The 16,636-nt window shown below is 57.9% G+C and carries 11 protein-coding genes and 1 pseudogene; 9 read left to right on the forward strand and 3 right to left on the reverse strand.

Features of this window, described 5'->3' with window-relative positions:
- The first annotated feature begins 105 nt into the window (after nucleotides 1-105).
- The 9 genes and pseudogenes from ACUY2T_RS08820 to ACUY2T_RS08860 all read left to right on the forward strand — a co-directional run bounded on the left by ACUY2T_RS08820 (nucleotide 106) and on the right by ACUY2T_RS08860 (nucleotide 13,685).
- On the forward strand, nucleotides 106-369 hold the full coding sequence (locus tag ACUY2T_RS08820) for a DUF3107 domain-containing protein (RefSeq protein ID WP_448308317.1): 264 nt from the start codon (nucleotides 106-108) through the stop codon (nucleotides 367-369).
- 123 nt (nucleotides 370-492) lie between these two features.
- Complete coding sequence (locus tag ACUY2T_RS08825) at nucleotides 493-1,350, forward strand: DUF3152 domain-containing protein (protein ID WP_448308318.1); 858 nt, start codon at nucleotides 493-495, stop codon at nucleotides 1,348-1,350.
- An 8-nt stretch (nucleotides 1,351-1,358) separates the two neighbouring features.
- Nucleotides 1,359-2,279, forward strand: coding sequence for a TIGR02569 family protein (locus tag ACUY2T_RS08830; protein WP_293790806.1), 921 nt, complete (start codon nucleotides 1,359-1,361; stop codon nucleotides 2,277-2,279).
- Between the two features lie 59 nt (nucleotides 2,280-2,338).
- Nucleotides 2,339-5,656 (forward strand): PD-(D/E)XK nuclease family protein, encoded by a 3,318-nt coding sequence (locus tag ACUY2T_RS08835; protein WP_448308319.1) that lies wholly within the window; start codon nucleotides 2,339-2,341, stop codon nucleotides 5,654-5,656.
- Entirely contained in the window at nucleotides 5,657-9,256 is a 3,600-nt protein-coding gene (locus ACUY2T_RS08840; RefSeq protein ID WP_448308320.1) for a UvrD-helicase domain-containing protein, read from the forward strand. It abuts the gene before it with no gap.
- 13 nt (nucleotides 9,257-9,269) lie between these two features.
- Nucleotides 9,270-10,352, forward strand: a complete 1,083-nt coding sequence (locus ACUY2T_RS08845) for a potassium channel family protein (RefSeq protein WP_293790809.1) — start codon at nucleotides 9,270-9,272, stop codon at nucleotides 10,350-10,352.
- Between the two features lie 8 nt (nucleotides 10,353-10,360).
- Nucleotides 10,361-12,448: an ATP-dependent DNA helicase UvrD2 gene (locus ACUY2T_RS08850; RefSeq protein ID WP_448308321.1), complete on the forward strand. Its 2,088-nt coding sequence runs from the start codon at nucleotides 10,361-10,363 to the stop codon at nucleotides 12,446-12,448.
- 406 nt (nucleotides 12,449-12,854) lie between these two features.
- Nucleotides 12,855-13,393: pseudogene (locus ACUY2T_RS08855) on the forward strand (recombinase family protein).
- Between the two features lie 7 nt (nucleotides 13,394-13,400).
- A complete protein-coding gene (locus ACUY2T_RS08860; RefSeq protein ID WP_155272454.1) occupies nucleotides 13,401-13,685 on the forward strand; it encodes a hypothetical protein in 285 nt (94 codons plus the stop codon).
- A 27-nt stretch (nucleotides 13,686-13,712) separates the two neighbouring features.
- Here ACUY2T_RS08860 and ACUY2T_RS08865 read toward each other — a convergent pair whose 3' ends face one another.
- From ACUY2T_RS08865 to ACUY2T_RS08875, 3 genes are all read right to left on the reverse strand, one after another.
- The gene (locus ACUY2T_RS08865) at nucleotides 13,713-14,243 is read right to left on the reverse strand and encodes a hypothetical protein (protein WP_034977660.1); all 531 of its coding nucleotides are present in this window, start codon (nucleotides 14,241-14,243) and stop codon (nucleotides 13,713-13,715) included.
- Nucleotides 14,244-14,422: 179 nt separating this feature from the next.
- Entirely contained in the window at nucleotides 14,423-15,055 is a 633-nt protein-coding gene (locus ACUY2T_RS08870) for a response regulator transcription factor (RefSeq protein WP_051894330.1), read from the reverse strand.
- Nucleotides 15,056-15,240: 185 nt separating this feature from the next.
- Entirely contained in the window at nucleotides 15,241-16,338 is a 1,098-nt protein-coding gene (locus ACUY2T_RS08875) for an ATP-binding protein (RefSeq protein WP_237744468.1), read from the reverse strand.
- Nucleotides 16,339-16,636: the final 298 nt, after the last annotated feature.

Raw genomic sequence — 16,636 nt, forward strand, 5'->3', positions numbered from 1 at the left:
TCCCACCTTCCTTCCAAACCTTTTGGGAAATGCGCTTGCAGAATCTTGCGTCGCGTTTGCGATAGCTATGATGGTCACAATACTGCACGTGAGTATAAAACGAATATGAAGGAAAGGTTTCCTATGCAGATCAAGGTCGGATTCGTACACAACGCCCGCGAGCTGGCGATCACCATCGATACTTCTAACGAGCAGAGCAAGTCGCAGGATGAGTATGTGACGGAAATCCAGAATTTCCTGGCCTCCGGTGGCAGCGAGACCCTGACCATCGAGGGCGCCAAGGGAACTCGCTACGTGCTTGTGCGTGAGCAGGTTGCCTACGTTGAGGTAGGCGCAGAGGCTAAGAACTCCGTCGGCTTCGTAAGCTAGGAGCGACGACGAGTTTTGAGTAGCGGCAGCAGTTTTCAGCGCCACCCAATTCCACCGGCTCGGAAGTCAACATCGGTGGAAGGGGGACAGCAGACACGCGGCGAAAACCTTAGCTTTCGCCGTGTGCTACTGGTCATTGCCACATTTGTGCTGGTGTCGCTCCTGATCATGTACAGCGTACTCACTGGCTTGGGGAGTCACGATAGCGCGCAGGGGGGCGGTGGCGTGGCGTCGAAAGGCAACCCTGGACAGTCAGCTAAGTCCACGAACGACGAAAGCTCCATTGATGGGGAAGGTAGCTACGATGACCTAGAGCTGGGCGAGCTGCCCCCTGGCGGAAACTACGCGAAGAAGGGCAGCGGAGAGTTCCGCACCGTCGGCAAGCCCGGCAAGAAAGTCGGAAAGGGAAAGAAGAAGTTCACCTATGTGGTGGAGGTAGAAAGCACCGTTAAATCAGCCGACTACGGTGGCGACGATGCCTTCGCCGCAATGGTGGACGCCACCCTTTCCAACCCGAAATCGTGGGTTGGCGATCCGCAGTACTCCTTCCAACACGTAGATGAAGACAAACTGCCAAAGGGGGAAAAGCCGGATATGCGCATCCAGCTAACCTCAACCAAAACTACCGCCAAGACCTGCGGTAATAGCTATGGGATTGAGACCAGCTGCAATTATTCAGGCGAACGGCGTGTGGTGTTGAACGAAGCACGCTGGGTGCGCGGAGCTATCCCCTTTGAAGGCGACCTGGGTGCTTATCGGCAGTACATGATCAACCACGAAGTTGGCCACGCAGTAGGCCATAGCGCCCATGAGCCATGCACTGTTGATGGCAAACTAGCGCCGATCATGATGCAACAGACGATCAGCTTGAATAACGCCGAAATCTATAAGATCAACCCGGAAGAGCCCTTCGGGCACGACTCAAACACCTGCAAGGTCAACCCGTGGGTATTCCCCTTCGGGTACAAGAAGAGTAAGTAAACGAGAACATGATCAACGACGATTCTCACAGCGACTTTCAATCCCCGCCACCGGCGCATATTTTGGCCAGCTTCCAGGTGCCCTCGGCACATCCGGTGCTTTTGGAGCAGGAATGGAGCCAAGGATGGCGCTGCGATAGGGCAGTGATTTCCCGCGCGGACGAACCGGCAAGGGCAGCGTGGATCGCGAAGATCATGTCCAAGGTGCGCCCCGCAGGCGTGTCAATGTCGCGCCCTATCTTTTCTTCCGACGGGCGGTTTAGCGTATCCGGATGGCGTGCGCGGACGTTTATGTCCGGCCACCAGTCGCCGCGCTTCGATGAGATGGTTGCAGCCGCTCTGCGACTCAACGAAGCCCTGCGAGGCGAGCGGAAGCCGACGTTCCTGGCACCGCCGGTGGCTGGCAAGAAGTGGTATGAATACGACCTCTACGCTGCGGCCGACCAGGCGGCCTTTGCCGAGGACCCGGCAGAGTGGATTACGCCGGTGCTAGCCCCCGAAACTGTGCCGCGCGAAGACGTCGCTGAAGCGTTGGTGAAGGCCGCGAGCTTGGCGGAACTGCGCGGGCCGATCAACGAGGAAGACCAATTGGTGCACGGGGACATTGCCGGCTGCACCATTTTCGACGGCACCGCTGACCCCATCGTGACGGATTTATACCCAGCCTGGCACCCGGCTGCCTGGACTGTCGCGCTGTTGATCGTGGACACGATGGCCTGGGGGAATGCTCCGGATGCGTTGTTGGATCGGTGGGCACACCTGCCTGACTTTGAACAGCTGGTGCTGCGCGCAGTGATGTATCGACTTTTCCTGCACGCGATGCTGCCGAACGCTAGGCCGGATTCGTGGGCGGGGCTAGCGCGCGTCGCGGATGTAGTGGCGGCCTGGGTCGCACAACGCCGAGACGAACAACGCCGAGACGAACAATAATCGAACGCAAAAAGAAGTTCAGCGGGAGGTTGTCCTGTGCGCGTGACAAACTTAAAGACATGGAGCAGGTCAACACTCGAGACATCAACCGCGACCTAGAAAAGCGGCTCGGAGCCAGCGGGAAGCCGCGCGTACGGCTGGGGCAGCCGTCGGCGACGACCGAACCTCAGGAACACTTCGAAGGCCTTGCTGGAGCGCTGGTCGAAGGATCCACACAGGTGGATTATGCGAAGCCGTATGCGATTCTCGGCGGACCTGGTACGGGCAAAACGTCACTGTTGATCGCTGCTGCGCGGGAATTCCTTCTGCGCGGGGGATCGGCGTCAGAAATAATGTTCTTCGCACCGTCGAAACAGGCGGCGACGGCCGTGCGCGCCGCACTGTATCAGCGCATGGCGGGCGAGGGGGACTATGCAGCTTCCGGTACTTTTGTGCGCTCGGTGCATTCGTGGGCCTTCGCGTTTTATCGCAGTGTGCAGACGCTGCGCGGTAAAAAGCAGCCACGGCTGATAACGGGTGCGGAGCATGACATGCAGATCCGCGAAATCCTGCGTGGCACTGTGGAGGACGGCAACCGTTATTGGCCCGCCAATGTGGTACCGGCCTTGGGGTATGCCGGCTTTGCCCAACAGCTGCGTGACCTGCTGCTGCGCGCCACAGAACGGGGAGTATCCGCGGAGCAGCTGCAACAATTAGGCGTGGAGCACGGGCGACCTATGTGGGAGGCCGCGGGGCAATTCCAGGCTGAATATGAGCAGGTGCAGCGCCTGGGCCAGTCCGAGAGCCTGAACGCTTCGGAGTTGTTGCACGCCACTCTTGCCGCATTCGACCAGCCCGAGGGGGAGCAGTTGGTCGAAAGGCAGCGGACGAAGACCAAACTGGTGCTGGTTGACGACGCACACAATTTGGATCCCGCGTCTGCGAGGTTGATCGAGAGCTTCCTGGTCCCCGGAACCCGCACTCTTATCGCAGGCGATCCGGATCAGTGCGTGTTCCACTTCCGTGGGGCCGACGAGGCTTTTTTGGACTCCTACTCGCAGGATCCAGACCACCGGGTTGTGCTTAGTGCTTCCTATCGTTTGACGCCCCCTGCGGTTCAGACAGTGAACGATATCCGCAGTCACTTGAGTTTTCAGCCAAGTCGCGTGGAACTGCGTTCCGCCGCGGCGCGCGAGGGGAACGTGGACGTGACAATCGCTCCGACAGAAACCGCGGAACGCTTGAGGATTGTCGATGTAGTGCGGCGCGCGCATGTCGAGCAGGACGTGGCGTGGGATGACATGGCGGTAATCGTGCGCGGCACGGGCAGTATCGCGCGGGTGCGTAGATCGCTCATGGCCTATGGCGTGCCTGTGAAAGTGGATCCGACATCCATGGTGCTGGCGGAACAACCGCTGGCGCGCATGCTGCTCCTAGCTGCGGAGGCCAGCTACCGCGATCTCACGGTGGCGGAGATGCATGAGCTGTTGGAAGGAAGCGTGGGCGGAGCGGATCCGGTGATGGTGCGCCGCGTACACCGCGCGGTGGCGCTGGCAATTCGTTCTGCACAGGTTGCCGGCCAACAGTTGCGACAGCATGAAAATGCTAAGCCATTCCAGGCTGCGGACTATGTGACGGAGTTTCTCAACCACCCGGGCGACCCGTCAAATCAGTGGATCATTAGCTACTGCGGGCCGCGCGAGCTAGAAGTCATCCAGCGCGTATCCAAGGTTTTGGATGCAGGGCGTAGCGCACTGGCGGAACACCAGAGTACAGAGATGGTGCTTTGGAAGATTTGGCAGGCCACACAGCTGGATATGCATCTGCGGTCGCAGGCGTTGAAGGGTGGATCCCTAGGTGCCCAGGCTGATGCGGACCTGGATGCGGTGATGAGTTTGTTCGACATGGTGGGTGACTTTGCAGAGCGAAATCCGCACGCAAAGGTGAAGAGCTTTGTCGACAGTATTCGTGCCCAGAAGGTGCCAACCGGAGGGCGCGATCAGCGCGGAGTGCGCTCCGGCGCGGTAGAGATTCTGCCAGCCCACGCTGCGGCGGGTAGGCAGTGGCAAGTCGTGGTAGTGGCCGGTGTACAGGAAGGAGAGTGGCCGACCGGCCCGACCGTCGGCGGACTCTTCGGCCAGTTGGAGCTGGTGGATCTGCTGGATCGGGGTATCGACCCGAGCGTGCCCGTTGCACGTATCAACGATGCGATTGAGGAGGAGCGCCGACTATTCCTGCTGGCTGTGAGCCGGGCGACGGAAAGCGTGCACGTGACGTGCGTAGAGAACTCGGGTGACGAAGCGATGGTGCCCTCGCGCTTTATCGCCGAAATGGGCGTGGAGCCCACCACACTGGCGACCTTGGCGGAGTTAGACGGGGCTGTTGGCCATATGGTTTCAGGCTCCGGTGCGGGCACGCTGCCGCGCGTGCTCGCAATTGAATCCTTGCTGGCGGAGCTGCGCGATGCTGCGACTGACCCGCAACGCCCTGGTCACGAACGCCAGGCGGCCATGCGGAACCTGGCGAAGATGGCACGTGCCGGGGTGCATGGCGCAGCGCCCGAGGAATGGTGGGGCATGGTGGAACCGTCCACGAGCGCACGTGTGTTGGCCGGGGACAAGATCCGCCTGAGCCCATCCAAGCTAGAGAGCTGGAGCACTTGCGCCCTGCGTACTTTCTTGGAGTCGAATGGTGGAGTGAGCGAATCCACCGAGCCGATGCGTGTGGGCATCGTCATCCACGCAATCGCCGAGCAGATTGCGCACGGGATGGATCTATACGAAGCGAAGCTGGCAATTCGAGAGATTCTGCCGCATGTGCTTGACGGACCAGAGTGGAAGAATGACCAGACTCTAGAGGACTGGGAAAAGGGCGTCGAAAGGCTCTTTAATTACATCGACGGCCTGCGACAACAAGGCAATGAGCTAGAGACGGAGCGCACGCTCAGGGCCACAGTCGGACAGACACCCGATGGGGTAGAGGTAACGCTGAGTGGTCGTGCCGACTTGCTGGTGACGAACCGGGAGAGCGGCCTGACGAAGGTGATCGACTTCAAGACCGGCAAAAGTGCGGTGACTAAGAAGGTTGCGGAGGAGAGTCCGCAATTGAGCACGTATCAATTCCTGTTGCCTCTCAACGAACGCTCCGGTCAGGCGGGGAGGACGTACCGCCCCGGAGGTGCATCGCTGGTGTACCCGAGGGTGACCAACAAGACAATCGCCGAAAGGCCCCAGGCGGAGTTGACGGAAGAACAACTAGCTGGAGCGCACGACAAGTTGATGGAGATAGCGCCAGTGACGGCAGGGCCGACATACCTGGCCACGCCCAACGATCGCTGCAGAAACTGTGGTTTCAAGGCGATCTGCCCCGCACAGGCCACAGGAAAGCAGGTGGTGTAAATGGATAACAACCGACACATCTACAGCCCTCAGGAGCTGTCAAGGCTGATGGTGCAGAGATTCGAGCCCACCGATGAACAAGCTGACGTGATCCAGGCGGGGCCGTTCGGTAACTTCCTGGTGGTCGCCGGCGCCGGCGCAGGTAAGACCGAAACGATGGCTGCACGTGCCGTTTGGATGGTGGCGAACGGTTACGCTAGGCCTGAACAGATCTTGGGTCTGACCTTCACCCGTAAAGCTGCCGCCGAGCTGGGAGAACGCATTCGCCAACGGCTGCAGACCCTCGCGGAAAGTGCCTTTATGGATGAGCTGGCGCCAGACGATCCACGCCGCGAGGTGCTGAAGAATATCGCTCCGGCAGTGGCGACCTACGATTCCTATGCCGGAGACATCGTCCGTGAATATGGCCTGCTCATCCCATCTGAACCTGCCGCACGGCTAATTACCGACGCCGAACGGTGGATGGTGGCGCGGGACGTGATTCTCAACTCGGGTGGCTCAGTGACCGCCGACAAGTCCATAGCGACCGTTATTGATGACGTGTGCACCCTTTCAGATGAAATGGATAACCACCTGGCCGAATTAGGTGAGGTTAAAAGCGAGAGCCTGAAAGCTAAGGACTTGCTGGAAGAGCTGCCCAAGAAAGCGAATGCAAAGAGTGAGTTCACCGGGGATAACCAGAAGTTTCTTGATGCCCAGCAGTATCGCATTGAGCTGCTGAGCTTCGTGCAGCAATACCGCGAAGCACTGCAGGAACGCGACCTGTTGACCTTTGGACAACAGATGAACAAAGCCGCGCAGCTCGTACGCGACCACGACATCGTGGGACAGGAACAGCGGCGACGCTTCCGCGTGGTCATGCTGGACGAATACCAGGACACCGGCCATGCTCAGCGCATCATGCTGCGATCCTTGTTCGGTGAAGGGCGTGCGAGCGGCAGTGAGTTTTCTGCGATGGCGGTGGGCGACCCAATGCAATCGATCTACCAGTTCCGCGGAGCTACGGCCTCCAACCTGGAGAAGTTCCGCACAGACTTCCCCGATGCTTCTGGCGAGCCGGCGCAGAAACTGCAGTTGCTGACGTCCTGGCGTAACCCCACCAGGGTGTTGGACATGGCCAATAAGGTTTCTACCTGGTCCATGGAACGGAGCACTGAGAGCACCGGGCGCTTGGTTTCGGAGCTGCGCCCGCGCCGCGGAGCCACGGAGGGCGAGACGGCTGTGGCCTTTTTTGATGAGCGCGAACAGGAACTTGACTGGCTGGCCGAGAAGCTTCAGACCCAGTGGGAGGCCTACCAGCAGAAGCTGGAGGCAGCGGAAAACCCGGCGAAGGTTAAGCCCTTTTCCGCCGCAGTGCTGGTGACTGTAAACAAGGATGCGGTGCCGATTTATGAAAAATTGGTGGAACGCGGGGTACCAGCGGACATGACCGCCGGACCGGGACTTTTGGATATTCCCGAGGTCGCTGACGTGTTCTCTACGTTGCGCGTGCTAGTGGATCCCACGGATGACGTAGCACTTTTACGCCTGCTGACCGGACCACGGTGGAACATTGGAGCCGCAGACCTTGCTGTGCTTACACGCCGCGCAGAGCAGATCGTCAATCGTGGAGCCGCGCAGCCTGGTGAATTGGATGAGACCGCAGCGCAGCTACAGGCCGAGAAGATCGACGCTTTCCGAAGCGCCGGGGTGCGGGAGGAGCTTATCGACAAGGTACTGGAGGCCATCCCTGACCCCACTGAGTTTTCCGTGGGGCTGACCGACGCGCTTGCAGACATGACTGATGCGGAGGAGATGGGCATGTCGGCTAAGGGAGTTAGGCGGCTTGCACAGCTCGGGCGAGAGCTCGGATACCTGCGCCGTCATAGCCTGCACAAGAATCTGCCGGATCTGGTGGCGGATATCGAGAAGATGCTGGGAGTGCGCACAGAAGTTCTGATGCGTTGGCACCGTCAGCCGGAGCAGGCAATCGGTACCAGCCACCTCGACAAGTTCGCGCAGATTGTGCGCGAATTCTCCCGCGTTGTTACTGCCAGCCCCCAGGCATTGGTCGAATACCTGCTGGCAGCTCATGCGAAGGAAGACGGCCTGGACCCGGGCGAGGCTCAGCGCAAGGACAACACCGTACAGATCCTCACGGTTCACAAGGCAAAGGGGCTGGAGTGGGACATCGTCGCCGTTCCACATGCCTCCCGCGAACGCTACGGCGATTATTCCCAGCCTAGGAGTGAATCTTCCTGGACGACCAATGCAAAGGTGATGCCCAGCAGCCTGCGTGGCGATGCCGGCGACCAGCCGGGAGCATACCCAGTGCTCTCGCTGGAAAATGCGGACGATCGGAGTGCACACACCGGCGAATACAAGGCGTTCAACAAGCAAGTCAGTCGATTCCGCGCAAAGGAGAACGACCGACTGTTCTACGTGGCAATCACCCGTTCCGAGCGGGTGCTCTATGTCAGTGGATCTGCTTTTAAAGGATCGACAGCGAAGGGAAACGACCCATCCATCTGCCTTTCCCAGCTACGCGAGTATATGCAGGAAAATGGCATAGATAGCCAGGTGGAATACTGGTCTGATTTGGGGAAGTACTACAAGGACCTGGATCAATTGCTGGAAGACTCAGACGGGCCACTTGAGGACAAGCTCTTTTTGCCAACTCCTGAGATCAACGCACAGCGTTTGGACTACGAAGAGGAACGCAAAAACCGTGAATCCGAGGGCACTGTTGGTGCCTCTTGGCCCCGTACCGATCTGGTCGGGAATCGCCCCGAGGTCACTGAAGCCGCAGCTCAGCTGAGGGCGGAAATCACAGCGCTAGAGGAGAAGACCAATGCAGGTACGGCAGGCGACGCCGACACTCCCGACGCTGACCACTCCGTACCCTCGACACTTGCCGAGGCTTGGGATCTGGAGACAGATCTGCTGCTTGAAGAGCTCGCCGAGATGGACAATACCGAACTATTGGTTCCCATGAACGTACGGATGACAGCCACCGAGGCTGTAAGCCTGCGCAAGGACGAGGAAGAGTTTGCCCTCCGCGCCCGCCGACCGATCCCACTGGAGCCGAAGCCCTACGCCAAGCGCGGCACCGCCTTTCACAACTGGGTGGAGCAACGCTACAAGCAGGTTTCGCTGTTGGACGAGGATCAACTCCCCGGAGCCTCCGATGCAACCTTGGAAGACCCCTATCTCGATACCCTCAAGGAGGCCTTCCTCCGTTCCGAGTGGGCACACCGACAGCCCACCAGTGTGGAAGGCGCCTACTCTGTCACCATTGGCGGCCATGTGTTCGAAGGACGAATCGACGCGGTGTTCCACGAAGGGGACGACCCCGCCAACGGCTGGTTCGTCGTCGACTGGAAAACCGGGCGTAAACCCACCGGTGCGGACATGGATGCCGCAGCTATGCAGCTTGCCGTTTACAGGCTGGCATGGGCGAAGCTGCTTAGCGCAAAACTGGGGGTGGAGGTGCCCGCCGACAACGTTCGCGCTGCGTTCCACTACGTCGTGGCCAATGAAACATATGAACCGCGTACACTACTTTCTGCAGACGAGCTCGAAGGGATGCTTGGGAGCGTCACCAAAGGCAACGAGCAATGACGAGAGGATGTAGATGAAGTACCGGCTGCGCGAACGCTTTAGCGCCGACGATGAGGTCGATGAGCTACCGCCGCATGCGCTACTCAATATCGTCCACATTCCAACATCGGTGGCGCAAAGCCCCTGGTGGCTCATCATTCGGCGTATGTTCTACGCCTTCTTGCTCGTGTTCTTCGTTGCTGGACTGGCTTATGTCGACCGCGATGCCTACGAAGGTATGGAAACCTTCATAGACGCGCTGTATTACTCCTCGGTGTCTCTGTCGACAACCGGCTACGGCGATGTATCACCGCAGACCCAAAACGCTCGTCTCGTCAACACACTGATCGTTACCCCGGCTCGCCTGGTGTTCCTGGTGTTGCTGGTCGGTACCACGTTGTCAGTGCTCACCGAAGAGTCTCGTAAAACGCTTGTCATCCGCCGCTGGAGGAAGAAAATGCGCAACCACACCATCGTCATTGGCTACGGCACCAAGGGGCGCTCCGCCATTGCAGCGCTCTTGGCTGACGGCGTATCGCCATCGCAGATCGTCGTCGTGGATACGGATCGGGAGGTACTGGACCAGGCCTCGGCACAGGGGTTGGTCACCGTGCAGGGCTCGGCGACCCGCTCCGACGTGTTGAAGCTCGCAGGTGTGAACCGTGCCCGTGCCGTTGTCGTCGCGCCCAACCAGGACGATACGGCTGTGCTGATTACCTTGTCCGTGCGTGAGATTGCACCTTCGGCCACCATTGTGGCCAGTGTCCGTGAATCGGATAACTCGCACCTGTTGCGCCAATCCGGTGCGGATTCCGTGGTGGTTTCCTCCGAGACTGCTGGCCGCCTGATGGGACTGGCTACCGTTACACCGTCCGTGACGGAAATGATGGAGGATCTGCTGTCACCGGATGAAGGATTCTCCATTGCCGAGCGTCTCGTCAGCGAGGAAGAAGTCGGCGGTAATCCCCGCGTACTGGAAGACGTCGTGCTGGGTGTAGTGCGCTCCGGCGAGCTATACCGCATTGATTCCTCCGAGGCAGAGACCATCGAGCCTGGAGACCGCGTACTTTATGTGCGTTCCAACCCTGGCGCCGACGAGATCCCAGGCGCAAAGTAAGGATATTTGTGAGCTCCCTGCTGGACGGACTGGATCCGGAACAGGCTAAGGCTGCCTCCGCCCCGCGCGGACCTGTGAGCATCATCGCCGGCGCCGGAACCGGTAAAACCCGCACCATTACCCACCGCATTGCGCACCTAGTCGACGGCGGTTTTGTTAACCCCGACCATGTTCTGGCCGTTACCTTCACCGCCCGCGCCGCTGCAGAATTACGCGAGCGCCTAGCGCTGATGAACATCCCCAAAGTGCAGGCCAAGACTTTCCACGCTGCGGCACTGCGACAGCTGAAGTACTTCTGGCCCGCATATGCGGGTGATCTGCCATGGGCATTGTTGGATAACAAGTTCCGCGTTGTCTCCCGTGCCGCCCGCGCGGTTGGCGTCGAGACCAGCACCGCCATGCTCGCGGACCTCATCGGGGAAATCGAGTGGGCAAAGTCCTCCCTGATCAGTGCGGAGGACTATCCGGATTATGTAGAGCCGCGTCGCCGCGATTGCCCGGTAGATCCGCAGACCTTCGTCAAGGTGTTTCAGGGGTACGAAAGGCTCAAGGCCACGCCCGAGGGTATGCTGCTGGACTTCGACGACCTGTTGCTACATATGGCAGCGGCCATTGAGTCGAATGTCGGCATCGCAGATGAGTTCCGCTCTCGCTACCGGACTTTTGTCGTCGATGAGTATCAGGACGTCACGCCGTTGCAACAGCGCGTTCTCGACGCTTGGGTAGGTGACCGCGATGACCTCACAGTGGTGGGGGATGCCAACCAGACGATCTACAGCTTCAACGGCGCAACCCCGGAATATCTGCTGGACTTCACCACCAAATACCCAGAATCCACCACTGTCCGCCTGCATCGCGACTACCGCTCCACCCCGCAAGTTGTAGATCTTGCCAATAGCGTGATTGGCAAAGCGAAGGGGCGCGTGGCGGGCACTCGGCTGAAGCTGGAAGGCCAACGCCCCTCTGGACCTGTCCCGGAGTTTCACGAATACCCGGACGAGCCTGCGGAAGCAGCGGCGGTGGTCAAGGAAATTCAGACCCTCATCAAAAAGGGCGTGGAACCGGCGAACATTGCGATTCTGTACCGCATCAATTCGCAATCTGCGAACTACGAATACGAGCTTGAGCAGGCCGGAATTGGCTACCAAGTCAAGGGCGGTGAAGGCTTCTTTAAGCGTGCGGAAATCCGCGAGGGTATGAATGCGATCATCGCCGCGGCCAAGAAATACGACCCAGACCCCGAAGATGTGCCAGATGCTATCCGCGCCGCTCTGGTACCCGTCGGCTTGACGTCCACGGAGCCCGCGGGTTCCCAGGAGCGTGCTCGATGGCAATCCCTGCAAGCACTGTTTGATCTGGTCAAGGAGATCACCTCCACTGCCGCGGAACCTTTAAGCATGCAGGGAGTGGTTGCGCTGCTTAAGGAGCGCATGAGTGCTAAGAACCCGCCGAAGTTCCAGGGCGTGACCCTCGCCAGCATTCACGCCGCAAAGGGTTTGGAGTGGGATGCGGTGTTCCTCGTTGGCCTAAATGAAGGCACATTGCCGATTCGCCACGCCCTGAAAGGGGCGGGCTCGGAAGAGGCAATCGAGGAGGAGCGTCGCCTGTTCTACGTCGGTATCACTCGTGCGCGTGAGCACCTGCACCTCAGTTGGGCGTTGGCCAGGCAGGAAGGCTCTACATCGAACCGACGCCGCACGCGCTTCCTTGACGGGTTGGTACCACAGGAGGAGGCCATGGCGGCGCAGCGCCGCGAGGGCAACCGAACCCGGGAGCGCCTCGGCGCGCCCAAGAATGCCTGTGTTATCTGCGGCACTCGTTTGGGAAGTCCGGAGCTGAAGATTCTTGGCCGTTGCGGCGAGCACGCCCCGGAAACCGACCACCTCCTGCTCACCGAACTGCGGGAATGGCGCACTACTCAGGCTAAGGACAAGGCTGTGCCGGCGTATGTCATCTTTACTGACGCTACGTTGCGTGCCATCGCCGAACAACTTCCCACTACGGCCGACCAATTGGTGGCGGTGCCGGGCATAGGTCCGGTGAAGGTCAAGGAGTTCGGCGAGGACGTGCTGGCGATCGTCAGCAACTACGCCTGACCCGCCTGAACTAGCCATACCCTAATAGAAAACGTTCGGCGCAAGGTCGCTCTGTCTCGCACCGAATAGCGGCTTACTTTGATGATGCCTATTTCCAGACAGAGGCGTACCCCACTGTTCAAGAGGCAGCGGCAGAGTTCGGCGTATCGAACCGGACAGTCCAGTGCGCGTTAGCCAAGACTGGTATCCAGCTCCCAACTGGCCCCTTAGGGCAGTTAGCTTTTAGATAAACCACTCAACTAAAGGAATCCATGGAATGCTGACTTCAGAGACTAAGCGAGATCTTGCTTTCCGGCTTGGGTTGACTCTTGGGGAGGTTCGTTGGGTTAGCTTATGCTCGGAAAGAGGTACACCCCAAGCGAACAGTTCGTAACTCACAAGAACTCCTGTTCGGCAGGGTAGGTTGATGTATAAACGAGCAGATGTGTCGCTTCCTCTAGACATTGTCGAACAGCCCGAGGCGATAGTCGGCGAGAAAGTTGGCTATGCGCGCGTCAGCTCCAAGGATCAAAACCTAGAGCGGCAGACCGAACTGTTGCGCAAAGAGAGAATCTTCTCTCTTTATGAAGACCGCATGACTGGTTCGACGCGGCATCGCCCAAGACTCGAAGAAGCTCTGCGGTATGTGCGCAAGGGTGATCAGTTGATTGTGTCATCCATGGATCGCCTTGCCCTCTCTCTGACCTGTATTCCATTGTTGGTGACCTCACCGCACGCGGTGTCTCGGTGGAGTTTCTCAAAGAGGGGCAGTTCTACTCGAAGGAATCGACGCCTGTAGCCAAGCTCTTGCTTGGTTTGCTTGGCTCAGTGGCCGAGTTTGAACGTTTCATTATTCGCGAGCACCAGGCCGAGGGCATTGCCCGGGCTAAAAAGCGCGGCGTCTATAAGGGACGAGCGAAAGCACTGACGGCGGAGCAGGTTGAACAGGCGAAAAAGGTGGATTGATGAGGGGATGCCGAATAAAAAGTGGCTGAACGTCTCGGGGTGGGGCGTACGACATTGTATGAATACATTAAGCTTGGCAATCCTTGATTCCGTGGTGGAGGGAAATCCAAAGGAAAGGGAAGTATCCTCCAAGTCGTATCTCTATTTTCTTTTTGTCGAGGATGATGATTCCTTGCTTTCGATTCTTCCGATCAAAAACGCTACCGCAAGTAGAACGAGAGACGCCTCAGGAAAAGATATCTTTGCGATCGCTAATACAATAGAAGCGATCGCAAAGATGCTGCTCAAATAGACTGGCAGGCTCTTCATTTTTGGCACTCTAACACTTCTCGACAGCAAGGCCGATTCCGCTTAGCTCGCTCGCTAGGCTGAGTAATCCATCCCTGATATCGGTTGCCTTGATCGAGCCACCCTTAGTAGCCAAGATCTTCTTGATTCCGCCTGCTTCTTCAATTGCAGCAGCTGCCTTCTTGGCTCCACCTAGGCTCTTTACTAGGCGAACGACATTGACTACCTTAGCGATGGGAACCACCGTACCTGCGAGGATAAGGGCGATTGCACCAGCACATTCCCAAGCGTTACGCGTCTGAACGCCCGTATTGTTCTGCAGATATGCGGCTAGCTGTTCATCCGTACTGTTCTCAACCACATCGTCCGGAATCGTGTCGATGTAGGCTAGCAGTTCGTCGATTTCCTGTTCATCCTCTGCGGTAAGTTCTTGTGCTTGCGCAGAAGGGCTTTCTGGGGATTGTTCGAGGTTTGTGGTTGCGCCTGCAGCGTGTGCCGTTCCGACTGGAATAGTGATGGCAAGACCTAGGGCAACTAGGCGAGAAAGAGTCTTTTCTTTCATCTCAAGCTCCTGTTCTGGTGAGTTTTAGGTTGAGCGATTTTAAACCTAGAAGATTGTTCACTCTTTCTAAACAGGTGTGCGGCTTTTATATCGCATGCGATACTCCTTAAAGGGGGCAATCAATAGATTGAGACTGCCTCGTGTCAGGGAGAGGAGAGAATATTTGCTTGAGGTTGACGTTAAAATGAGTGTTTGATCGACAGGTATTTGATGGCGAGGTCTAAACGGTTCTTCGCGGAGAAGCGAAGAAAGAGCTGCGAGATTATTTTCCTGATGGTGACCTCTGCTAGGCGCATTGATTCGCCAATTTCTACATTTGTTTTACCCTCGCAGATCAGGGATAAGACAATCTGCTCACGATTAGTGATTTTTGGCATATGAAGCTCACTACTAGCGGCTTTGGCGTCAAGAAGTCGGCTGAGGCAGTCGGGAGAGAGAACTGTTCCTCCGTGCGTGGCGTCGCGTAGAGAATGAATGATTGATTCTGGGGCTTGTCCTTTGATGATGTAGCCCACCGCGCCCAGGCTAAGACACTTGAGCATCGTGTCATCGGTGTCGAAGGCGGTCATGGCGACGAATAGGGGCGGGTGTTCAAGGTCTTGGATGTGTTGGAGTAGTTCAATGCCGTCGATATCCGGCATACGAACGTCAGAGAGGACGAGATCACAGGTGTTGGTGTCTATCCAGGCTAGTGCTTGCCTACCAGTTCTGGCCGTACCGGAGACCTCTAGGTCGTCGGTGGTGGAGAAGTATACGGGGAAAGTATCGAGGATGGTAGGGTCATCGTCGACTAGCAGGATGTGCGTGGTCATTTGTTGCACCACGGCAAGTGAGGCTTCTTGGAGCAGCTTAACCAGTCAGTGACGCTGAAGGGTGCTAACACGTTGACTTCATGTGTCAGCGGGTCAGTGATAGCGGGAGCCAGCGGTAGGAGCACACCAAGGGCTGCATATGTGATGGCTTTGGGCATGTATCTAGTTGTAGCCCACGGCTATCTTCACAGGAAGGGAAAATGGGCGACTGTGACCCATTCTTGATCATTGGAGCGAGTTGTCAGTGTGCCGCCGAGTGCGTGCAGTGTCTGGGACATGCTGGTTAAACCCAGATGGGTTGAGTCGGTGGGCGTTGCCTGTGTGGGGGTGTGATGGTTGGTGACAGTAATGGTTACACCCTCATCATCGGATGTTGTGTCGATAGCCACAGTGCTGTGGGGTGTGGCGTGCTTGATGATGTTGGTGGCTGTCTCGCTTAAGACACGTTCAAGAGCGGTGTTGTGTAGGGCCATGGTCACAGGAGTGTCCAGCCGGGTGGTGGTTGTGACGGTAAAGCCGTGGTCACGCAGCCGCTTTGTCGTGGTGTCCAGTGTGATCGGCAGACTGGTCGTTGGTTCGGAGTTGGGGTGGGTGTTGAGTGTGGTGAGCAGTTGCCGGGTGCGGTCAAGGGCGTTACGAGCGGTGCGTGCGATGTCTTTTAGTTCGTCGTGGCGCTGTGGGGTGGTGATGGCGAGTTTTTCTACCTGGACGATGACGGAGGTGAGATCTGCGGCGATGGAGTCATGCAGCAGGCTGGTGAGTTGTTGGCGACGGGCTTGTTGGGTGCGTTGGGTGTTGAGGTGTTGTTGGTGGTTGCGGTGGATCCATAAGCCAAGGAGGTAGGCCAGGGTAACGATGATACAAAAGATCATCAGCGCGATGGCCTCGAAATTGAAGTGTGCTTCGGCTGGTGAGTAGAAGCCGCCGAGGGTGATGGTGACTGCAATTAATAGGGCTAGCAGGTGGTGTCCGGTGGCAGTGATGGCGGTGATGAGGAAGACGCCGAGGAAGAGTTCCATACCTGTGGAATGGCCTGCTAGGAGTGCGCCGAAGAATGCCGTGATATAGATGCCTGTGCTGATGTGCGGGTGACGGGGTGCGACGATGAGGCTGAGGGCCTGGGTGATGATCAAAAAGGTAATCAGCGGCGTGATGGAGTGTTCGTTGAGGATGCTCGCGCCGCTGAAGATCAGTGCGAGAGTGGCCAGGATCACGGTGGTGGGCAGACGCTCGACAAGCATGAACTTCAGGCTACCGGCCGTGGTAGTGCCTGTTATCTGCATGGGGCTCATCATACTGAATGATCTTTACTCGTTGTCGCTGCCATGGGCAAAGAATCTTGCCCGGGGCGTGGAGACCGTACTCGAAGCGTCTTTGTGTTGAGTTTTCTCGTTGCTGTGTACCGCACTACGGTGACCTGGTTTGTTCGCTACCGCTGTATGAAAATGTCTCATCACTCAAACGAGAGGCCGCGATGTGCCCCTAAAGCCACTGAGGCGCGCACTGCGATGTTCGCAGAAAAATGCAATAGCGGAACAGATGTCTCGACGATCGTGACATGCTCAACTGCCACACACCTCT

Source organism: Corynebacterium sp. 22-2729, assembly GCF_053479475.1.